16 protein-coding genes are annotated in these 20,420 nt (G+C 70.4%); 8 read left to right on the top strand and 8 right to left on the bottom strand.

The annotated features are described in order from the left end of the window. Positions 1–6: 6 nt before the first annotated feature. On the top strand, positions 7–4,422 hold the full coding sequence (locus K8625_RS28675) for an AMP-binding protein (protein WP_223784485.1): 4,416 nt from the start codon (positions 7–9) through the stop codon (positions 4,420–4,422). Continuing rightward, the gene (locus K8625_RS28670; RefSeq protein ID WP_223747812.1) at positions 4,419–5,447 is read left to right on the top strand and encodes an NAD-dependent epimerase/dehydratase family protein; all 1,029 of its coding nucleotides are present in this window, start codon (positions 4,419–4,421) and stop codon (positions 5,445–5,447) included. Before K8625_RS28675 ends, K8625_RS28670 begins: the two co-directional genes overlap by 4 nt. A 358-nt stretch (positions 5,448–5,805) precedes the next feature. Here K8625_RS28670 and K8625_RS28665 read toward each other — a convergent pair whose 3' ends face one another. The 3 genes from K8625_RS28665 to K8625_RS28655 all read right to left on the bottom strand — a co-directional run bounded on the left by K8625_RS28665 (position 5,806) and on the right by K8625_RS28655 (position 8,596). Next, positions 5,806–7,350, bottom strand: a complete 1,545-nt coding sequence (locus K8625_RS28665) for an MFS transporter (protein WP_223784484.1) — start codon at positions 7,348–7,350, stop codon at positions 5,806–5,808. Positions 7,351–7,556: 206 nt separating this feature from the next. Continuing rightward, positions 7,557–7,712: a hypothetical protein gene (locus K8625_RS28660; protein WP_194869235.1), complete on the bottom strand. Its 156-nt coding sequence runs from the start codon at positions 7,710–7,712 to the stop codon at positions 7,557–7,559. A 2-nt stretch (positions 7,713–7,714) separates the two neighbouring features. Continuing rightward, positions 7,715–8,596 (bottom strand): GGDEF domain-containing protein, encoded by an 882-nt coding sequence (locus K8625_RS28655; RefSeq protein ID WP_046711675.1) that lies wholly within the window; start codon positions 8,594–8,596, stop codon positions 7,715–7,717. 226 nt (positions 8,597–8,822) lie between these two features. Between K8625_RS28655 and glgC the strand changes: the two genes are divergently transcribed. Continuing rightward, complete coding sequence (glgC, locus tag K8625_RS28650; RefSeq protein WP_223747810.1) at positions 8,823–10,052, top strand: glucose-1-phosphate adenylyltransferase; 1,230 nt, start codon at positions 8,823–8,825, stop codon at positions 10,050–10,052. A gap of 7 nt (positions 10,053–10,059) precedes the next feature. After that, entirely contained in the window at positions 10,060–10,593 is a 534-nt protein-coding gene (locus K8625_RS28645) for a GNAT family N-acetyltransferase (protein ID WP_223747809.1), read from the top strand. On the opposite strand, the gene K8625_RS28640 is transcribed toward K8625_RS28645, so the two are convergent. From K8625_RS28640 to add, 4 genes are all read right to left on the bottom strand, one after another. Next, positions 10,586–11,053 carry a hypothetical protein gene (locus K8625_RS28640; protein ID WP_223747808.1) on the bottom strand — a complete coding sequence of 156 codons (468 nt, stop codon included), beginning with the start codon at positions 11,051–11,053 and terminating at the stop codon, positions 10,586–10,588. The genes K8625_RS28645 and K8625_RS28640 overlap by 8 nt on opposite strands. 128 nt (positions 11,054–11,181) lie before the next feature. Then, the gene (locus tag K8625_RS28635; protein WP_223747807.1) at positions 11,182–12,606 is read right to left on the bottom strand and encodes an RtcB family protein; all 1,425 of its coding nucleotides are present in this window, start codon (positions 12,604–12,606) and stop codon (positions 11,182–11,184) included. A 175-nt stretch (positions 12,607–12,781) separates the two neighbouring features. Further along, positions 12,782–13,561 carry an SDR family oxidoreductase gene (locus K8625_RS28630; protein ID WP_223784483.1) on the bottom strand — a complete coding sequence of 260 codons (780 nt, stop codon included), beginning with the start codon at positions 13,559–13,561 and terminating at the stop codon, positions 12,782–12,784. A 106-nt stretch (positions 13,562–13,667) separates the two neighbouring features. After that, on the bottom strand, positions 13,668–14,831 hold the full coding sequence (add, locus tag K8625_RS28625) for an adenosine deaminase (RefSeq protein ID WP_046711669.1): 1,164 nt from the start codon (positions 14,829–14,831) through the stop codon (positions 13,668–13,670). Positions 14,832–14,923: 92 nt separating this feature from the next. On the opposite strand from add, the gene K8625_RS28620 reads away from it, so the two are divergent. Then, positions 14,924–15,970 (top strand): PQQ-binding-like beta-propeller repeat protein, encoded by a 1,047-nt coding sequence (locus tag K8625_RS28620; protein ID WP_370641995.1) that lies wholly within the window; start codon positions 14,924–14,926, stop codon positions 15,968–15,970. 214 nt (positions 15,971–16,184) lie between these two features. On the opposite strand, the gene K8625_RS28615 is transcribed toward K8625_RS28620, so the two are convergent. After that, entirely contained in the window at positions 16,185–18,497 is a 2,313-nt protein-coding gene (locus tag K8625_RS28615; protein ID WP_141326224.1) for an ATP-dependent helicase, read from the bottom strand. 125 nt (positions 18,498–18,622) lie between these two features. On the opposite strand from K8625_RS28615, the gene K8625_RS28610 reads away from it, so the two are divergent. From K8625_RS28610 to K8625_RS28600, 3 genes are all read left to right on the top strand, one after another. Beyond that, complete coding sequence (locus K8625_RS28610) at positions 18,623–19,108, top strand: PaaI family thioesterase (protein ID WP_141326223.1); 486 nt, start codon at positions 18,623–18,625, stop codon at positions 19,106–19,108. Between the two features lie 123 nt (positions 19,109–19,231). Then, a complete protein-coding gene (locus K8625_RS28605) occupies positions 19,232–19,876 on the top strand; it encodes an RNA polymerase sigma factor (RefSeq protein WP_223747803.1) in 645 nt (214 codons plus the stop codon). Further along, complete coding sequence (locus K8625_RS28600; RefSeq protein ID WP_223784481.1) at positions 19,869–20,417, top strand: zf-HC2 domain-containing protein; 549 nt, start codon at positions 19,869–19,871, stop codon at positions 20,415–20,417. Before K8625_RS28605 ends, K8625_RS28600 begins: the two co-directional genes overlap by 8 nt. Positions 20,418–20,420: the final 3 nt, after the last annotated feature.

The raw sequence follows: 20,420 nt of genomic DNA, 5'->3' as shown, positions 1-20,420 counted from the left end.
ACGGCCATGTCACCGCTTCCCGAGCTGAACGTCTCCCAGGTCTTCACCGGCAAGCGCCTGCTCTTCGCCGGTGCCACGGGCTTCGTGGGCAAGGTGACGCTGTCCATGCTGCTGCACCGCTACGGGCAGGAGCTGGAGCGGGTGTACGTGCTCGTCCGCAAGGGCAGCGCGGCCTCCGCCGAGCGGCGCTTCTTCGACAAGGTGGCGACGAGCGAGCCCTTCCAGCCGCTACGCGACACCTACGGCGAGGAGGGCGCGCTCGAGTTCCTGCGCAAGAAGTGCGAGGTCATCGACGGCGACATCACCGACCCCTGGGTGGGGATGGAGGAGTCGCGGGTGGCGGAGCTGACGGGCCAGGTGCACGCCTTCGTCAACTGCGCGGGCCTGGTGTCCTTCAACCCGTCGCTGGAGGTCGGCCTCAACGTCAACACCCACGGCGTGAAGTACGCGGTGGAGCTGGCGCTGCGCTGGGGCGTGCCGCTCATCCACATGTCCACCTCCTTCGTGGCGGGCAACCGCAACGGGCTCGTCTTCGAGGACGAGGAGGTGCGCGGCTACTTCCCGAAGAAGGACGAGCTGGACGGGCGCGACTTCAGCCTGGAGCAGGAGCTGAAGGACGCGGAGCGCATCGTCGCGCGGCTGCGCGAGCAGGCCGATGACCGCGCGCTGACGTCCACCTTCCGCAAGAAGGCGCTGGACCGGCTCGCCGAGGAGGGCCGCGACGTCAACGACGAGAAGACGCTGCGCCTGGCCGTGGGCCGCGAGCGCAAGCTGTGGCTGAGCGGCGAGCTGGTGCGCGCGGGCATGGAGCGCGCGGCGCACTGGGGCTGGCCCAACACGTACACGTACACGAAGTCCCTGGGCGAGCAGGTCATCGCCGCCACGCCGGGCCTGCGCTACGCGATTGTCCGGCCCTCCATCGTGGAGAGCGCGCGGCACTTCCCCTTCCCCGGCTGGAACGAGGGCTTCACCACGTCCGCGCCGCTGGCCTTCGCCGGCATCAAGGGCCCGGGCGGCATCCCCGCCGGTGAGAACACCATCCTGGACATCATCCCGGTGGACCAGGTGGCGGGGGCGACGCTCGGCATCACCGCGCACTCCATCCAGGTGGAGGAGCGGCGCGTGTACCAGCTCGCGTCCGGCGACGTGAATCCGTTCTACGCCAGCCGCTCGGTGGAGCTGGTGGGCCTGTACCGCCGGCGCTACTACCGCAACCGCGAGTCGGGCAACGCGGTGCTCAACTCGCTGCGCTCCAGGCTGGAGCCGCAGCCGGTGAGCAAGCTGGAGTTCGAGCTGTTCAGCGCGCCCATGCTGGTGCGCGGCGCGAAGTTCCTGAAGAAGGCCATCGACGAGGTGCGGCCCGCCTGGGGCGCGCCCGCCGTGCAGGCCATGCTGGACAAGGCGAAGGTGTCGCTCGACGGGGTGGTGGACGGCAACGCGAGCCTCATCGCGATGACGGAGCTGTTCCTCCCCTTCCTCTACGAGAACCGCTACGTCTTCCGCTGCGACAACACGCGCTCCGTCTACGAGCGCATGGCGCACGCGGACCGGCTGAAGATTCCCTGGGACCCGGAGCACATCGACTGGCGCGCGTACTTCATGGAGACGCACCTGCCGGGCCTGGAGAAGTGGGTGTTCCCCGGCCTGGAGGAGGAGCGCGAGAAGCGCACCGTCATCCCCGCGCACAGAGATTTGCTGGAGATGTTCGAGGCGACGGTGCACGCGTACCGTCACCGGGTGGCCTTCCGCATGGTGTCGGGCGAGAAGGAGGAGCGCTTCACCTTCGGGGAGGTGCACCGCTACGCGGCGCGCGTGGGCAGCTTCCTGCTCAGCTCGGGCGTGAAGGCGGGAGACCGGGTGCTGCTGGTGTCGGAGAACCGGCCCGAGTGGGGCACGTGCTTCTTCGGCATCCTCCGCGCGGGCGCCACCATGGTCCCGGTGGACCCGGGCCTGAGCGAGGCGGAGGTCATCAACATCGCGAAGCGGGCGGAGGCGAAGGTGTGCCTCATGTCCGAGGACGCGGCGCGAGACTTCCCCGGCCTGTTCGGCGCGCTGGGAGACTCGGTCCTCATCGCGAGCCTGGCGCAGGCGATGACGGGCGACCCGGCGGCCAAGGACGACCGCATCGGCACGGTGCGCAAGTCGGCCTCGGCGGATGACCTGGCGAGCCTCATCTTCACGTCCGGCACGACGGGCACGCCCAAGGGCGTGATGCTCACGCACCGCAACTTCGCCTCGCTGGTGGCGAAGCTCGCGGGCGTGTTCGACGTGGGCGTGGGCGACGGCGTGCTGTCGGTGCTGCCCCTGCACCACACCTTCGAGTTCTCCGCGGGCTTCCTCACCCCGTTCTCGCGCGGCGCGGAAATCACGTACATCGACGAGCTGACGTCGGACCGGCTGGGCGAGGTCTTCGAGACGGGCCGCATCAGCGCGATGATTGGCGTGCCGGCCCTGTGGCAGCTCCTGCACCGCAAGATGACGCAGGAGTTCGCCAGCCGCCCGCCCATCGTCGAGCAGGCCATCAAGGCGATGATGGCCACGCACGGCGAGCTGCGGAACCGGGCGGACATCAACCTGGGCAAGCTCCTGTTCTGGCCGGTGCACCGCAAGTTCGGCGGTCGCATCAAGGTGCTGGTGTCCGGCGGCTCGGCGCTGCCCGAGGAGGTCCACAAGGCCTTCCACGAGCTGGGCTTCAACATCACGGAGGGCTACGGCCTGACGGAGGCGGCGCCGGTGCTCGCGGTGGCGAACCCGGGCAACAAGCGCACGCCGGGATCGGTGGGCAAGCCGCTCACAGGCGTCGAGGTGAGAATCCTCAACCCGGACAACGACGGCATCGGCGAGGTGCTGGCCAAGGGCCCCAACGTGATGGCGGGCTACTTCGGGGACCGCGAGGCGACGGAGGCCGTCCTCAAGGAGGGCTGGCTGCACACCGGAGACCTGGGCCGGCTGGACGCCGAGGGGCGGCTGTACCTGGTGGGCCGCGCCAAGGACGTCATCATCGACCACAACGGGAAGAACATCTACCCGGACGAGCTCGAGGAGCTGTACCAGGAGCACCCGCACATCAAGGAGCTGTCCGTCGTCGGCCTGCCCGACGAGGCGGGCGGCGAGAAGGTGGCGTGTCTGTGCGTGCCGGACTACGGCGACCGTCCCCGCGAGGAGGTGCGCCGCGAGCTGGAGGAGCACTTCCGCAAGACGGGCGCGGGCATGCCCTTCTACCGTCGCGCGAAGGTGCTGCGCTTCTGGGATGGCGAGCTGCCGCGCACCTCCACGCGCAAGGTGAAGCGCAAGCTGGTGGTGGAGGAGCTGCAGCGGCTGGAGCGCATGGCGGCCTCGGCCACCAAGGCGCGCGAGAAGGTATCCGCCGCGACGACGACGACGGGCGGCGTGGCCGACTGGCTCTTCCCGCTCATCGCCGAGGTGAGCCACAAGCCGGTGTCGAGCGTGCGGCCGGAGACGCAGCTGACGGGCGAGCTGGGCTTCGACTCGCTGATGCTCACGGAGCTGTCCTCCGCCTTGGAGGCGGCGGGAGTGCCGCTGCCGGCCATCGATGATTTGACGCAGGTGCAGACGGTGGAGGACCTGCGCAAGCTGGTGGTGGCCTCCGGGAAGCGCCCTTCGGCGGAGACGCGGGCGAAGGACATCTCCAAGCAGAACGCGAAGGCGGAGGAGGTGGAGATTCCGGTGCCGGACGTCGTCGCGGACGTGGGCCGGCAGCTGCTCTCCTTCGGGCAGAAGGTGCTCTACGGCGGCGTGTTCGACGTGAAGGTGACGGGCCGTCCCTTCATCCCGATGAACCGCAACTTCCTGGTCATCGCCAACCACGCCAGCCACCTGGACGCGGGCCTGGTGCGGGTGGTGCTGGAGGAGCAGGGAGACCGGCTGGTGTCGCTGGCCGCGCGCGACTACTTCTTCGACACGCCGCTCAAGCGCGCCTGGTTCGAGAACTTCACCAACCTGGTGCCGATTGAACGCCATGGCTCGCTGCGCGAGTCGCTGCGTCAGGCCGGCGAGGCGCTGCGCCAGGGCTTCAACGTCCTCATCTTCCCGGAGGGCACGCGCTCGCCCACCGGCGAGCTGCAGGAGTTCAAGTCCACGCTGGGCTACCTGGCGCTGACGTACCGGGTGGACGTGCTGCCGCTGTACATCCACGGGGCGTTCGACGCCCTGCCCAAGGGCAGCGTGTTCCCCAAGTCGAAGGACCTGAAGGTGAGCATCGGTCCCGCGCTGGGCCACGAGGCGCTGCGCGCGCGCACGCAGGGCATGGCGCGCTCGGAGAGCTACCGCTACGCCACGCGCATCGCCGAGGACGCGGTGCGGGAGCTGCGCGACGGACGGGTGCTGCACCTGGACGCGCCTCCTTCGGTGGACGTGCAGGTCATGCCCGCGCATGACGCGCCGGGAGGGAAGAACTCGTGAAGCTGCTGGTGACGGGAGGCACGGGGTTCCTCGGCGCGCATCTGGTGCCGAAGCTGGTGGCGGCCGGGCACACGGTGCGCCTCATCGGGCGCTCGCGTCCGACGGGGCCGGCCTACGAGGGCACCGAGTACGTCGCGGGGGACCTGAAGGACCGGGACGCGGTGCGCCGCGCGCTCGACGGCGTGGAGGGCCTGTACCACCTGGCCGGGCTCGTCTCCTTCCAGCCGAAGGACGCGCGCAAGATGTTCGAACTGCACGTGGACAGCACGCGGGAGCTCCTGCGTGACGTGCGCGAGGCGGGCGTGAAGCGCGTGGTGCTCGCGTCCACCTCCGGCACCACGGCGGTGTCGAAGGAGGAGGCGGTGCTCGACGAGTCCGCCGACTACCCGCTCACGGTGGTGGCGCGCTGGCCGTACTACCTGTCCAAGATTTACGAAGAGAAGCTGTCGCTGGAGTACTGCCGCAAGCACGCGATTCCGCTCGTGGTGCTCAACCCCAGCCTGCTGATGGGGCCCGGGGATGACCGGCTGTCGTCCACGTGGACGGTGGTGAAGTTCCTCAACCGGGAGATTCCGGCGATGCCGGGTGGCGGCATGTCCTTCGTGGACGTGCGCGACGCGGCGGACGCGTTCCTCCAGGCGCTCACGCGGGGTGAGGTGTACGGCCGCCACCTGATGGGCGTGAACATGACGATGACGGAGTTCTTCCACCGTCTCGAGCGCCTCACGGGTGTCGCGGCGCCCCGGCTCAAGCTGCCCAAGCAGGTGAACATCCTGGGTGGCCACCTGCTGGAGCGCTGGGCGAAGGTGCGCGGCACGCCCGCGCCGCTGGACCCGCAGGAAGTGGAGATTGGCGAGCACTACTTCTGGCTGGACGCCGCCAAGGCGGAGGCCGAGCTGGGCTTCCGCGCGCGGGATGCGCAGGAGACGCTCGCGGACACGGTGAAGCACATCTACGCGAAGCTGCCTCCTGGAAGCCTGCCCGGCACCAAGGGTCGCCTCGGCGAGCTGCGCGACGGGACCTGAGCAACACTCGATATGGGCCGGGACACGGGGCCCGTATCGAGACCCGGGGCCGTGCACGGCTCAAGCACCGTCCCCCAGGGTGAGCCGCACCGACGCGCGCGAGTGATGCCGCCCCGAGAGCGCACCTCGTGGGTACGCCCGCCTCGCGCATCCATCCGGGTCCTTGCGCGAGCCTCTCGCACCATCGGGATGAGCGCGCCCCACCTCACGCATCCATCCGGGTCCTTGCGCGAGCAGCTCGCGCCATCGAGATGAGACGCGCCCCACCTCGCGCATCCATCCGGGTCCTTGCGCGAGCAGCTCGCGCCATCGAGATGAGACGCGCTCCCCTGGAATGGTCCCGGAGCCCCCTGCCCTCTCAGTGCTGTCCCGCGCGCACGTGCTTGAGCGTCACCGCCGCGAGCACCGCGAGCGACGCGAAGACGACCACACCCAGCCCCGCCGCGATGTTGATGCCTTGCGTGAAGGACTCCCGCGCGGGTGCGAGCACCGCGTCGCGCAGCCCCGCTGGTAGCGCGGAGGTCGACGTCACGGCACCGATGATGCTCTCTCGCACGCTGTCGGCCACGCCGTCCGGAACTCCCGCCGGCACCGCGTCCGCCATGTTCCGCCGGTAGATGGCGGTGGCGAAGCTGCCCAGGATGGCCACGCCCAGCGCCACACCGAGCTCGTTCGCCGTCTCCGACGTGGACGCGGCCGAGCCCGCCTTCTCTGGCGGCACCGAGCCCACCACCAGGTCCGTCCCCAGCACCGCCATGGGCGCGAGTCCCATCGTCACGATGACCGAGCCGATGACCAGCACGACGGGCCCACCCACGCTGTCCACCTGGGACATCACCAGGTAGCCCACGCTGGAGAGCGCCAGTCCCGCCGCCATGACGTAGCCCGGCCGCATGCGGCGCACGACGAAGGGCCCCAGCGACGAGCCCACCATCATCCCCAGCATCTGCGGCACCATCCACATCCCCGCCTCCAGCGGCGTGCGCCCCGCCACCATCTGGAGATAGAGCGGCACCAGCAACCCCATGCCGCCGGTGACGATGGCCACCAGCAGCAGGATGAGCAGCGTGGCGCTGAACGCGCGATTGGCGAACAGCCTCGGGTCCAGCAGCGGGTGCTCCAGCGTCAGCTGCCGCCGCACGAACACCACGCCCATCCCCAGCCCCACCACCAACGCGACGAAGGCCTCCACCTGCCAGCCGTGCCGCGCCAGCTCCTTGATGCCGTAGATGGTCGGCAGGATGGCCGCGAGCGACAGCACCACGCTCGTCAGCTCCAGCCTCCCCGCCGAGGCATCCCGGTACTCGGGCAGCAGCACGGGCGCCGTCAGGAGCAGCACCCCCATCACCGGCACGCCCAACAGCAGCGCCGCGCCCCACCAGAAGTGCTCCAGCATCCAGCCCCCGAGCAACGGCGCGATGACCATGCCGATGAGGAAGCAGTTGAGCCATACGGCGATGGCCACCGAGCGCTGGCCCGGCGCCTGGAACATGTTGCTGATGAGCGCCAGCGTGGAGGGCATCAGCGTGGCCCCCGCGATGCCCAGCGCCGCGCGCGCCGCGATGAGCATCTCCGGGCTTCGCGAGTACGCCGCCACCACCGACGCCACGCAGAACCCCGCGGCGCCCACCAAGAGCAGCTTGCGCCGGCCGATGCGGTCCCCCAGCGTGCCCATCGTCACGAGCAGCCCGGAGAGCATGAAGCCGTAGATGTCCATGATCCACAGCTGCTGCGTGCTGCTCGCGCCCAATTGGGAGCTGAGCTGCGGCAGGGCCAGGTACAGCACCGTCACATCCACCGAGATGAGCAGCGTGGGCAGCACGAGCACCGCCAGCCCCGTCCACTCCCGCCGTCCCGCCCGCGCGGGCACCGGGCTCGCCAGGTCCTGCTCCGTCGTCAGCATCGTGGGTCCCCCCGCTCTCGCGGCGAAGCGCTGCCTCGGGATGCCCCAGGCCGGCGCCGAGCCCGCCGACGGCCGCGTCGCCCACTCCTGACAACACACCCCTGGCGGCCCGGACACGAGCGCGCCTCTTCCATGTCCTGTCGATTCAGTCGGGACCGCGCCGTCACGGAGGGGGCCTCGGGAGAGGAGGCCGTCCGCTCCGGAGGCTAGCGGCCCACCGTCTGGCGGGCGCGCTCCACCATCCGCCCCGCCCAGGGCTCCGAGCGGTGGCTCCACACCCAGGCCGCACCGAGGAAGCTCAAGCCGAGCAGCACGAGCACCAGCCGCGCGAGCACCGAGGGCCCCGCCTCAGCCTGCGCCATGCTCAGCCCACCACCTTGTTACGGCCGGTCTTCTTCGCCTTGTAGAGGTTGGCGTCCGCGACCTTGATGAAGTGCGTGGGCTCCGTCATGTCGCCGGTCATCTCCGCCACGCCGATGGAGATGGTCACCGGAATCTCCTTCTCGTCGTAGACGAACGCCTTCTCCGCGATGAGCTTGCGAATCTTCTCCGCGAACAGGCGCGCCTTGTCCGGCCCGTCCTCGGGGATGACCACGGCGAACTCCTCGCCGCCGTAGCGCGCGAAGCACTGCTCGCGGCGCACCAGCCGCTTGACGGACTGGGCCAGCTCCCGCAGCACGTAGTCCCCGGCCAGGTGCCCGTGGACATCGTTGATCTGCTTGAAGTGGTCGATGTCGAACATCATCAGCGACAACGTGCCCTTGTACCGGCTGGAGCGCCCCATCTCCCGCTCGAGGTACTCGAGGAAGAAGCGCTTGTTGTTCACGCCGGTGAGGCCGTCCGCGATGGTCAGCGTGTAGATGGTCTCGTGGTACTGGGTCTCGATGTTGTCGCCATCGAGGAACTTGAAGATGGAGCCGCCGACCTTGATGAGGTCGCCGCTGCGCAAGGGCTGGGCCTGGAGCACTTCCTGGTCGTTCAGGTAGGTGCCGTTGGTGGAGCCCAGATCCTCCACCAGCATCTTCCCGCCCCGCCCCAGCACGCGGGCGTGCCGGCGGGAGACGTTGTCCAGGTCCACCACGATGTGGTTGTGCTGGTCCCGGCCAATGGTCAGCTCGGAGTCGTCGACAAGGTACTTCTTGCCGAGCTCCGGGCCGTGGATCTGCACGAGGCAGCACTCGGTGCTGCGCTCCGGGCGCAGATCCAGGGAGGAAATCTTGGTGACGCGCGTTTCGTCGCCTGACATCGCCGCCAAGGCTAGCACGACCCCGTTTTCGGAAGCCAAGCAACCCAGGTGGGAACCGTGCTTCCCGGCGTCCTGCCGGAGCCCCGGGGGCGCCGATGTCCCACATCTGGCGAGTCCGGCCCGGTGAAGAGGACGTGGGCGGGCGGTTGGGCACTCAACGAAGGCAGCCGAGCAGGCCTCGGCGCCCTTGTCGCCCGAGGGGGGCGGACTAACGTCCGGCCCACCTATGTCCAAAGTCCTGGCGATGATTCTTGCGGGCGGCGCTGGCACGCGCCTGGAGCCCCTCACCCGTGAGCGGGCCAAGCCCGCCGTCCCCTTCGGGGGGCGCTACCGCATCATCGATTTCGCCCTGTCGAACTTCACCAACTCCGGCGTCTACCGCGTCAAGGTCCTGACCCAGTACAAGAGCGACTCGCTCAACAACCACCTGTCCCGCGCCTGGCGGATGTCGGCCTTCCTGGGCCACTACGTGGAAGCCGTGCCCGCGCAGATGCGGACCGGCGTGGACTGGTACAAGGGCAGCGCGGACGCCATCTACCAGAACCTCAACATCATCACCGACGAGGAGCCCGACTTCATCTTCGTCTTCGGCGCGGACCACGTGTACCGGATGGACACGCGGCAGATGCTCGACTTCCACGTGTCCAAGCGCGCCGCGTGCACGGTGGCCGCCATCCCCGTGCCCATCGAGCAGGGCCGCGAGTTCGGCATCATCGACGTGGGCCCCGACGGGCGCATGCGCCAGTTCCTGGAGAAGCCCAAGGACCCGCCGCCCATGCCGGGCAACCCGAAGATGTGCCTGGCCTCCATGGGCAACTACCTCTTCACCACGGAGGTCCTGGTGCAGGAGGTGGTGCGTGACGCCGCCAACGAGGCGAGCGCGCACGACTTCGGCAAGTCCATCATCAGCGAGCTCTACAAGTACGCGCCGGTGTACGTGTACGACTTCGCCACCAACGAGATTGCCGGGCAGGAGCCCAAGGAGCGCGGCTACTGGCGGGACGTGGGGAACATCGACGTGTACTACCAGTCCAACATGGAGCTGGTGGAGGTGGACCCCATCTTCAACCTCTACAACGACCGCTGGCCCATCCACACGCAGGCCAACAACTACCCGCCGGCCAAGTTCGTGTTCGCGGACCAGGACAACCAGCGGGTCGGCCACGCCACGGACTCGCTCATCGCCGAGGGCTGCATCATCTCCGGCGGCAAGGTGAACCGCTCCGTGCTGTCCCCGAAGGTGCGCGTCAACTCCTACTCGGAGGTGGAGGCGTCCATCCTCTTCGAGAACGTCACCATCGGCCGCAGAAGCCGCATCCGCAAGGCCATCATCGACAAGAACGTGGAGATTCCGCCGGGCACGACGATTGGCTACGACCCGGTGGAGGACAAGCGGCGCTTCCACGTCACGCCGGATGGCGTGGTGGTGATTCCCAAGGGCATGAAGGTGACGTGAGGCGGCCATGGGCGCGTCGGGCGGGCTCCACCTTCGGCCAGCACGGGACTCGGACCGGCGCGCCCTGTGGCGCGTCCACACCGAGGCGGTGGGGACGTTGTGTCAGGGCGTCTATGCGCCCGACGAGCTGAGCACCTGGGTGCGGCTGTTGCGGCCGGAGGGCTATCTGCGCCCGGACCGGCCGCGCACCGTGCTGGTGGCGGAGCGCGACCGGCGGCTGGTGGGCTTCGGCCAGCTGGACTCGCTCAACGGGGAGCTGGAGGCGCTGTATGTGCTTCCGGACCAGGTGGGCCACGGCGTGGGCACCCACCTGCTCGCCGCGCTGGAGTCGGTGGCCTGGGGCGGAGGGAGTCCCCAGGTGGGCCTGGACGCGAGCCTCAACGCGGAGGACTTCTACCGTCACCGGGGCTACGTGTCGCTGCACGAGGCGCGGCGGCCCCTGACGGCGCGGGTGCAGCTGGCCTGCGTGCGGATGCAGAAGCGCAGGCCCGTGCTCCCGACGCGCCGTGGGGCCACCACGGCAGCGCCCGCGCCTATCTGAAGGCGGCCTTCACCTCGGGCTTGAAGAGCACCACCAGGGCCCAGATGCTGATGGGGAGCGCCAGGCAGCCACAGGTGCCACAGCATGGCACCAGTGACGCGAAGCAGCCGGCCACCGCGAGCCCCCAGTTCTGGAGCTTCTTCATCATCAGCGCGCCGAAGAAGGCGAGCGCGTTGAGGAGGATGACGGGGCCGTACCACATGAGCCGGCCCGCGAAGGAGCTGGTGGAGGTGAGCAGGGCGCGGTTCTGCTCCAGGGCGTCCTGATAGGGCGCGAGCGCCGGGTTGTTGAAGAGCTGCTCCAGGTCGTCCGGATTCACCGGCGACAGCAGGCTGACGATGGCCCACAGCAGGCTCACGCCGGCCAGCACCATGAGCAGGATGGCCGGCACGGACACGGCGTCCTTGGGGTTGGAGCGAGGAAAGCCGTCTCCGGCGGGAGCTCCGTAGGTGTTCTCCATGTCCTTGTCTCTCCCTTGATGCGTGAAGGGTGGGCCCGGGCCCACGCGCGTGGGGCGCATTCCAGCCAGGGGACGGGGCGTGGACCAAGGAAAATGGCACGCCGTCGTCCCCGGGCTGTCGTTGTAGCTCAGGCCTTGAAGGTGAGCAGCGGGGCCAGCCGGGCCACTTCGCGGACGATGCCGGCCTCCACCTGGGAGTCCACCACCGGACGGATGGGCTTGTAGGCGGCGGGGGCCTCCTCCACCCGGCGCTCGGCGCGCAGGGAGATGCAGTCCACGCCGGACAGGCCCAGCGCGGCCTCGCTGTGGTCCGCTCCGCCGCGCGACATGGAGAAGCGCGAGCGGGCGCGGCCCGCCCCGTGCGACGCGGACTCGAGCGAGCGCGCGTCGCCGCACCCCACCATGAGGAAGGACGTGGCGCCCATGGAGCCGGGGATGATGACGGGCTGTCCGTCGCCCGCGGGGCAGGCCCCCTTGCGCGCCAGCCACCCGCCCTCGTACGGGAGCGTGAGGTTGTGGGGCACGTCGTAGACGAGCGGCGCCTCCACGTCCCCGAACAGCTCGCGCAGCGTCTGGCGCAACAGCTCCGCGAGCAGCAGCCGGTTGAGGAAGGCGTAGTTGGCGGCGGTGGCCTCGGCCTCCAGGTAGCCGGCGACGAGCGCCTCGTCGGCGAGCGGGAGGATGCCGCTCTCCGGGAAGGGCGCGCCCTGGGGCCAGGCCTTGCGCGTGCGCTCCCGCCAGGCCACGCCCACGTGCTTGCCCACGTCCCGGCTGCCCGAGTGAATCATGAACGCGAGCTGGCCTTCGCGCACGCCCCACGCCCAGGCCCGCGCGCGGTCCTCGACGGCCTCCACGCGCTGCACCTCGACGAAGTGGTTGCCTCCGCCGATGGTGGCCAGGCCCGCGTCGCGCACCACGCCCTCGCGGGTGAGCGCGTCCGGTGCCCAGGTCGGGTCGCCGTGCAGCGCGCCGCCCAGGTGGATGCGGTCCACCTCCGCGTCGAGCTGCGCCAGGTCCGCGGTGCGAGCGCAGCCCAGCGGCGTGTCCAGCGTCTCCAGCAGCCAGCCGGGGAGGCCGTCACGCAGGAGCGCGGTGGAGGCGCGCGAGGACATGGCGACGTCCCGCGTGCCGAAGAAGTAGTGGCCCTTCATGCGCTCGACGAAGTCGTCCCGGCGGGAGAGGAAGTCCTCCACCGACAGGTCGGCGACGTGCAGGCGCATGCCGCAGTTGATGTCGGTGCCCACGGCGCCGGGGACGACGAGCCCCCGCGTGTGCAGCACCGAGCCGATGGCCACGCCGGAGTCACCCGGGTGGAAGTCGGGGGTGGCGCGCACGCGGAGGACCTCTCCGCCGCCCGGGTGCTTCAGGGCCGCGAGGTGCGCGAGTTGTTGGAAGGCCTTGCCCTCGACGGGCAGGTCCGGGGGGAGGAGCACCTCGGCGGGCGGCGCGTTCGCGTCACCCAGGAGGCGCACGGAGTAGAGGCGACCGTCATAGGTCACCTCGAGCCCCTCGCGGGCAAGCGCCCGCAGGAGCCGATTCAGTTTCGGCTGCATGACCAACTCGGGAATGCCCCGAGGGCTCGCGTACGAGCGCCCCGGGGGGACGTGGCGGAGGAGATGGTGGACCTTGGGTCAGCAGCCGCGGTCGCCGGACGGCCCGAAGGCCATCCTCAGCGCGCAGGGACGCCGTGGGTCCACGAACCTGACAACGTCCTTCGCCCGTGCGCCACTACGTCGCGCCGGACAGGCCCCCATCCACGTTGATGGCCGCGCCGCTGATGTAGCCACCGCGCGGCGACAGCAGGAAGGCCACCACGTCGGCGAACTCGTCCGCGCGGCCCACGCGCCCCAGGGGGATTCCCGCGTTGCGCGCCATCTCCGCCTGGAACGTCTCCACCGGCTTGCCCAGCTCCTGCGCCCGGCGCACCCACTGACCGCTCTCGATGATGCCCACCAGCACCGCGTTGACGCGGATGTTGCGCGGCCCCAGCTCCTTCGACAGCGCCTTGGTGAGCGCCAGGCCCGCCGCGCGCGACACCGACGACGGCGTGGACTGCGCGCCCGGCGTCTTCGCCCCAATCGCCAGCACGTTGACGATGGCGCCACCACCCGCCTCGCTCAGCAGTGGCAGCACATGGCGCGACGCTCGCACGGCCGCGAACAGCTTGAGCTGGAGGTCCGCTTCCCACTCCGCGTCCGACACCGACGCGAAGGGCCGGGCCGCCGCGGTGCCGGCGTTGTTCACCAGCGCGTCCACCCGGCCCCACCGCGCATGCGCGGCGTCGACGAAGTGCTCCACCTCCCACGCCCTGGACACGTCCGCCTGCACCGCGAGCACGTCCCCGCCCTCGGCCCTGAGCGCCTCGGCCGTGGCCGCCAGCCGCTCCGCGCCCCGGGCACAGAGGGCCACCTTCGCCCCCTCCTTGACGAGCCTCCGGGCCACCGCCGCCCCCAGCCCATCCGAGCCCCCCGTCACCAGCACCACCTTGCCACCCAGCTCCAGGTCCACGTGCGCCTCCGTCCCGGGCCATGACACCAGGGGCCCGGGAGGGAGCCGCCTGTCTGGCCACCGACGCGCGACCGATGACGCCGCGCGCACGGTGGAGGCTACGCCATCACGCCGGCTGCTTCACCGGCACATGCCGCTTCTTGTCGAAGGCCACCAACGTGTTGGCGATCTCCTCGTTCACCAGCCGCAGCATGTCCTGCTTCTCCCGGAACGGGAGGAAGGCGCTCTTGAAGCCGGAGACGATGATGGTCGCCAGGTCGTCCAGCGACAGCCCCAGCTCCTTGTGCGCCACCCACAGCTCCTTCGTCACCGTGGTGTCGGTGATGAGGCGGTTGTCGGTGTTGATGGTCACCCGCAGGCCGTAGTCGAAGTAGAACTTCAGCGGGTGCGCCTGGAGGCTGGACACCGCGCCCGTCTGCACGTTGGACGTGGGGCAGACCTCCAGCGGAATCCGGTGGTCGTTGACGTAGTTGAGCAGGTCCCCGTCCTCGCGCAGCCGCGTGCCGTGGCCGATGCGGTGCGAGCCCAGGTTGTGGATGGCCTGGGAGATGGACTCGGGGCCGTACGCCTCACCGGCGTGCGCGGTGCAGTTGACGTTGTTCTTGAGGATGAGCTGGAAGGCGTCCTTGTGGTCCTTGGCGGGGAAGCTCGCCTCGGCGCCGGCCAGGTCGAAGCCGATGACGCCCCGGTTCTTGTAGGCCACCGACAGCTCCGCCAGCCGCATGGACGTCTGCGGGTTGATGTGGCGGATGCCGCAGACGATGACGCCGCACTTGATGCCCGTCTCGCGCTTGGCCACGCGCAGGCCCTCGAGCACCGAGTCGATGACCGTGGTCATCTTCAGGCCCTTCTGCAGGTGCAGCGCGGGCGAGTAGCGCACCTCCAGCCAGCGCACGTTCTCCGCCGCCGCGTCCACCGCCAGCTCGTACGCCGCGCGGTAGAGCGCGTCCGCCGTCTGGAGCACCGAGAGCGTCACGTCGAACGCGACCAGGTACTCCTCCAGGCTCTTGCACACCTCCCCCATGTGGATGGCGCGCGCCAGGCCGTCCTCGGTGTCCGCGGGCAGCTTCACCTTCTGCTGCTCGGCCAGCTCGAGGATGGTCTTCACCCGCATGGAGCCATCCAGGTGGCAATGCAGGTCCGTCTTGGGGAGCGCGTGCAGCAGCTCCTCCGTCACCGCCAGCGTGGGGGGCGGGACGAAGTCCGTCCGCCGGGCTCCAGAAGGGATGCCGGTGGCGCTGGGAATCTCGTCGTCACGAATCGTAGGCATGGTCGAATTTCCTTCCTTACGCCATCCTCCAAACCATGTCGCCCCGCGCGTGTCCATGCAGGCACACCCTCCTCGCCCTGGCCCTGACATTGGTGTCGGCCGCGGGGTGTCGAGAACCCGCGCAGACGGCTTTCCGGTACTCCACGGATGCATCCTCCCGCGCGGGCCTGACGCCGCTGTCCGACGGGGTCCTCACCGGCAACGAGGCCGGCGCCGTGGTGCGCCTGGACCGGACGGGCACCCTGCAATGGCGGGTGGCCCTGGGCCGCGAGGTGGCCACGCGCCCCGTCGTCGCGGGTGACAGCGTCATCGCCGGGACGGTCGCCGGAGACCTGGTGTCCCTCTCCCTGGCGGACGGCTCGGAGCGCTGGCGGCTCACCGGTGAGCCCCCCGTCCTGACGCCCCTCGTCGTGGCTCCGGACGGGCAGTCCCTCTTCGTGGTGGCCCCGGATGGCGCGGTGCGTTCGCTCGCGGTGGACACCGGGAAGGTCCGCTGGAGGACCCCCGCGCCCAAGTCCGCCGAGCCTCCACCAGAGTCGAGCCGGGGCCTCCCCGCGCCAGTGCTGGCCGACGGACGGCTCGTCGTCGCGCTCGTCGGCACGGGCCTCGTGGCCCTGTCCGTGGCGGACGGCGCCACGCTCTGGCGGCAGGCCACGGAGGACGTGCTCGGCCTGGAGGCGGAGGGTGACGTCCTGTTCCTCGGCACGAAGGCGTCCCAGGTCCGGGCCCTCCGCGCGAAGGACGGCGGGATGCTCTGGGAGAAGACCGTGGCGGACTCGCTCACGGGCCCGCCGTCCCTGGCGCTGGGCATGGTGTGGGTGGGGGCTCGGACGCAGGACGCGCCGGTGCTGGTGGGGCTCGCGCCGTCGGACGGGAAGGAGCTGGCGCGCATGGGGCTGCCCGACCCGCTCACCACGCGCGTGGCCGAGGCCATCGGGGAGCTGCTCCTGGTGCCCACGCAGGGACGGCAGGGGCGACTGGTGGCGCTCAAGCGTCCGACGTGGGAGCGCGCGTTCTCCCTGCGCACCGACACGGCGCTGCGCTCGCCGCCGGTGGTCCAGGGGGACCAGGTGTTCGTGCTCGGACAGGACGGGCGGGTGCTGTCCTGGAAGCTGCGCCCGCTCGAGAACAGTCCCTGAGGCGAACCGTGTCCGTCAGGCGCCTCCGGGCCCGCGCGTCCTTACCGGAATCCGCGCCCGTCCGACGAGGCCTTACACGCTCAGGACTCTGCTGGTTCGAATCCAGCCCCCTCCATTCACGTGGAGGGGTAGCCAAATGGTAAAGGCACCAGATTAAAAACCTGGCAGTCGACCCTCATGGCTTCCTCACTCGGGCGCGGACTGCCCCACCCCGCTACCCTGGCATCAGGAAGCGGGCGATGACGCGCTTGAGGCCCACGGCGCCGCCGAACTCCACCGTCACCTTCGCGTTGGGCCCCGTGCCGTCCGCGGCGACGATGCGGCCCACGCCGAACTGCTCGTGCCGCACGCGCATGCCGCGCACGTCGCCACTCACCCCGTCCATGTCCGACGCCTGTGAGTAGGAGCGGTCGATGCGCGGACCGTCGTCCTCGTCCCAGGTCCGCTTGCGCGGCGCCGCCATGGGAGCGGGCCGGGGCGGCTCCGGGATGTCCTGCTCGCTGATGCCGAACAGCTTGGGGGGCACGTCGCGCAGGAAGCGGCTGGGCGGGTTGTAGCGCAGCTCACCGAACAGCGAGCGGCACTGCGCCAGGCTCACGAAGAGCCGCTTGCGCGCGCGCGTGAAGCCCACGTAGCAGAGCCGCCGCTCCTCGGCCATCTCCTCGCCGTTGTCCGGGTCCTCGCCCTTGAGCGCGCGCGAGTGCGGGAAGACGCCGTCCTCCAGCCCCGTGAGGAACACCGCGTCGAACTCCAGGCCCTTCGCCGCGTGCAGCGTCATCAGCGCCACCCGACCCTCGCCCACCTCCGCGTCCGCGTCGCCCACCAGCGAAATCTGCTCGAGGAACGCCTGCAGCGGAGGAGTGTCCGCCGACAGGGGCGCCGCGTCCACCTCCGGAGGCACCTCGACTTGAGGCCCGGACGCCGCGGCCACCGCCGCCGCGGCGCGGTTCAGGTCGAACTCCTGCGCGGCGCCCAGGAACTCGCGGAGGTTCTCCGCCCGCGTCGTCGACTCGTCGCTGCCCTCGGCGACCAGCGTCTCCACCAGCTTCGTCTCGCGCAGCATCTCGTCCACCGCGCTCGCCGCGTCCGTCGTCCCCTGCGCGTAGCGGTGCAGGGACTCCAACAGCCCGTGGAAGGTGCGCAGCCGCTTCACCGCGGTGGTGTTGAGCGCGGGGATGAGCCCGGGCTCGGCGAGCACCTCGTAGAGGCTCTGGTTGCGGGTGTTCGCGTGGTCCACCACCCGCTCCACCGTAGTGTCGCCGATGCCGCGCGCCGGCGTGTTGATGATGCGCAAGAGGTCCGCGTCCGAGCGCGGGTTCACCATCAACCGCAGGTACGCGGAGGCGTCCCGCACCTCGGCCCGGTCATAGAAGCTGCGCCCGCTCACCAGCGTGTACGGCACGCGCGCCAGCCGCAGCGCCTCCTCCAGCACGCGGCTCTGCGCGTTGACGCGGTAGAACACCGCCATGCTGGAGAACTTGATGAAGCCCTCCCGCTGGAGCGCCAGAATCTGCCGCGCGACCTCCTGCGCCTCCATCCGCTCGTCGCGGTTGAGCATCAGCTGGAGCGTCTGGCCCGCGGGCCGGTCCGACCACAGCTTCTTCTCCATCCGGCGCGTGTTCTTCCGGATGACCTCGTAGGCCGCGTCCAGGATGTTGCGGTCCGAGCGGTAGTTCTGCTCGAGCTTCACCACCTTGGCGCCGGGGTACTCGCGCGGGAAGTTGAGGATGTTGTCCACGTCCGCGCCGCGCCACCGGTAGATGGACTGGTCGTCGTCACCCACGACGACCAGGTTCGCCGAGGGCGGCGGCGCCAGCTGCTTGAGCAGCGCGTACTGCACGGGGTTGGTGTCCTGGAACTCGTCCACCAGCACGTGGTGGAAGCGCCGGCGGTAGTTCTCCAGCACCTCCGGCCGCTTGCGGAAGAGCGTCACCAGCAGGAGCAGCAGGTCCCCGAAGTCCACCGCGTTGGCCGCGCGCAGGCGCTCCTGGTACGCGTGGTAGACGCGCTGGACGAGCAGCCCGCGCTCGTCCCCGGGCTCCACCTCCATGTCCTCGGGCAGCCGGGCCTGGTTCTTCTCCTGGTCGATGCGGCTCAGGATTTCGCGCGGCTGCATGGACTGCTCCAGCCCCGCCTCGCGCATGGCGCGCTTGACCACGTTGAGCTGGTCGCCGTCGTCGTAGATGACGAACGAGCGGGTGAGCCCCACGTGCTCCGCCTCCCGGCGCAGAATCATCGCGGCCGAGGAGTGGAAGGTGCTCACCACCAGGTCGTTCGCCTGACGCCCCAGCAGTTGCACCAGGCGCTCGCGCATCTCGCGCGCCGCCTTGTTGGTGAAGGTGACGGCGAGGATGCGCCAGGGGAACACCTCGTGGACCTTCACCAGGTACGCCACCCGGCGGGTGATGACGCGCGTCTTGCCGCTGCCCGCGCCCGACAGGACGAGGAGCGGGCCGCCGTGGTGCAGCACGGCCTCGCGCTGGGGGTCATTCAGGTCTTCGAGGAGGGCGGATTCGTGGGCGTTCACGGGCGACTCGGGGGGAGCCCCTGCTTCTAACGTCTTTCACCGTCCGGTGGGCGTCCTTCCGCACCCCCTGGCACGCCCGGCCGGTCCCTCGGGCGCCGAGGCTCGGGTATATAGGGCCAGACATCATGTCCGACGCCCCCTCCGTCCCCCCGGCGAAGCCCTCCCAGGCCGCGCTGGACCGCTACGCCGAGCTGTTCAACCAGAGCCTCACCCTGCGCCACTTCGGCGCCCAGGTCGCCTTCCCGGAGGGTCGCAAGGTGGTGGTCACCATCCCCGAGCTCAAGCCCGAACACCGCGGCGGCGTGGGCAGCGCCGCGGCCGTCAACGGCGGCATCCTCGCCGCCCTCTTCGACTACGCCATCGGCACCAGCGGCGCGCTGGTGGACCCGTCCAGGAGATGCGCCACCGTGCAGCTCTCCATGAGCTTCCAGCGCCCCGTCACCGGCGACCACCTGCGCGTGGAGGCCGAAATCGACAGCCAGGGCCTCACCCTGCTGTTCGCCACCGCCCGCGTCTACGACAGCGAGAACCGCGTCTGCGGCCAGTGCCAGGGCGTCGTCCGCCTCTCCAACCTCCCCTGGCCCTCGGGGGAAAGCCCCGCCGCGAACTGACCTTTGGCCACCCCTCCGCACATCCTGCTGGCGCCCGGCGATATGTCCGCCACGGACGTACGTTCCCCGGAGACCGGGGAGCGGCCAGAGCCCCCAGACGCAGCAGAGCGACGGGAAGACGGCATGAGTGCAGCCGTGCAGGGCCTGCGGATGACGACGGTTCGACTAGCGAGGGAAGCCGAGGAGCCGATGGAGGCGGCGCGCGGGGCGGACGAGGAGGTCCTGGCGCGCAAGGCGCTCGCCGGCGACAGGTCTGCCTGGGACGCGTTGGTTGCGCGCCACCACCGCCGCGTCGTGGTATCGCTCCTGGCCCGGGGCGTCCGGGTGGACCGGGCCCACGAGCTCGCCCAGGAGACGTGGGCGAGGCTCATCCAACAACAGCAGCGTGGGCTGCTGACGGAGCTGCGCCTGCCCAACCTCGCCCTCACCCAGGCGGCCTTCCTGGCCGCGGACGATGCCCGCCGGGCCCGGCGAGAGTCCATCTCCGGGGCGGTGGAGGAACTGCCCGAGCGTCAGCATCCGGTGGACCCGGCCGTGTCCGCCGAGCGTCGCCTGCTGTCCGAGGAACAACTGTCCCGCGCCCATGCCGCGCTCGCCCAGGTGTCGCCGAGCGCGCGGAGCGTCTTCCTCCTGGCCTGTGACGGCCAGGAGCTACCCCATGCCGAAGTCGCCGCGAAAGTCGGACTCTCCGTCCAGCGCGTGCGGCAGATCCTGTGCGAGGTGCGCAAGAAGCTGCGCTCCGCGCTCGAGGAGGAGACCCATGCTTAAGCCCCACCTGACCCGCGACTCCGCGGAGCAGTACATCCTGGGCGCGCTCGCCCCGGAGAAGGCGGCGGCGTTGGAGGCCCACACGCTGGAGTGTGAGCCTTGCGCCCTGCTGCTGCAGGAAGAGGCGCTCCTGTCCGAACAGCTCAACGAGGTCGCCCAGGACTGGAGCGTCCGCGAGGAGCGCGTGGCGCGTCCCGCGCGCTGGCACGCGCGCCGCGCGGCCGCGGGCGTCGCCATCGCGGCCCTGGCGGCCTCGCTGGCCCTGGTGCTGCTGCCCGGGGGCAAGGCCACGCAGTCGCGGGAGCTGGAACCCGGGGAGGTGCTGCCGCCCACACTGGCGCTCGGACTGGAGGAGGACCTTCCGGCGACGAACGTGGTGGCCTGCCCGGACCTGGCCACGCAGGCGTTCTGCACGCGCAAGGCGGCGGAGCGGGGCCTGCTGGTCATGACCCCCTCGGGCATCGCCGAGGTCCCCCGCTATGAGGCCCGGACGGGTCTCCCCGAGGGCGCGCTGAGCGCGCGCCAGCCCGTGTCGCTGTGAGGA

The sequence above is a fragment of the Myxococcus sp. AS-1-15 genome, from assembly GCF_020037055.1.
Taxonomy (GTDB): Bacteria; Myxococcota; Myxococcia; order Myxococcales; family Myxococcaceae; genus Myxococcus; species Myxococcus fulvus.
This window is presented reverse-complemented; position numbering and strand designations above follow the sequence as displayed.

Bases quoted from the DNA above. Each gene is read 5' to 3' on its own strand.
- K8625_RS28675 (WP_223784485.1), top strand. From the start codon at position 7: ATGTCACCGCTTCCCGAGCTGAACGTCTCCCAGGTCTTCACCGGCAAG.
- K8625_RS28665 (WP_223784484.1), bottom strand. From the start codon at position 7,350: ATGCTGACGACGGAGCAGGACCTGGCGAGCCCGGTGCCCGCGCGGGCG.
- K8625_RS28660 (WP_194869235.1), bottom strand. From the start codon at position 7,712: ATGGCGCAGGCTGAGGCGGGGCCCTCGGTGCTCGCGCGGCTGGTGCTC.
- K8625_RS28655 (WP_046711675.1), bottom strand. From the start codon at position 8,596: ATGTCAGGCGACGAAACGCGCGTCACCAAGATTTCCTCCCTGGATCTG.
- glgC (WP_223747810.1), top strand. From the start codon at position 8,823: ATGTCCAAAGTCCTGGCGATGATTCTTGCGGGCGGCGCTGGCACGCGC.
- K8625_RS28645 (WP_223747809.1), top strand. From the start codon at position 10,060: ATGGGCGCGTCGGGCGGGCTCCACCTTCGGCCAGCACGGGACTCGGAC.
- K8625_RS28640 (WP_223747808.1), bottom strand. From the start codon at position 11,053: ATGGAGAACACCTACGGAGCTCCCGCCGGAGACGGCTTTCCTCGCTCC.
- K8625_RS28635 (WP_223747807.1), bottom strand. From the start codon at position 12,606: ATGCAGCCGAAACTGAATCGGCTCCTGCGGGCGCTTGCCCGCGAGGGG.
- add (WP_046711669.1), bottom strand. From the start codon at position 14,831: ATGCCTACGATTCGTGACGACGAGATTCCCAGCGCCACCGGCATCCCT.
- K8625_RS28610 (WP_141326223.1), top strand. From the start codon at position 18,623: ATGTCCGACGCCCCCTCCGTCCCCCCGGCGAAGCCCTCCCAGGCCGCG.
- K8625_RS28605 (WP_223747803.1), top strand. From the start codon at position 19,232: ATGAGTGCAGCCGTGCAGGGCCTGCGGATGACGACGGTTCGACTAGCG.
- K8625_RS28600 (WP_223784481.1), top strand. From the start codon at position 19,869: ATGCTTAAGCCCCACCTGACCCGCGACTCCGCGGAGCAGTACATCCTG.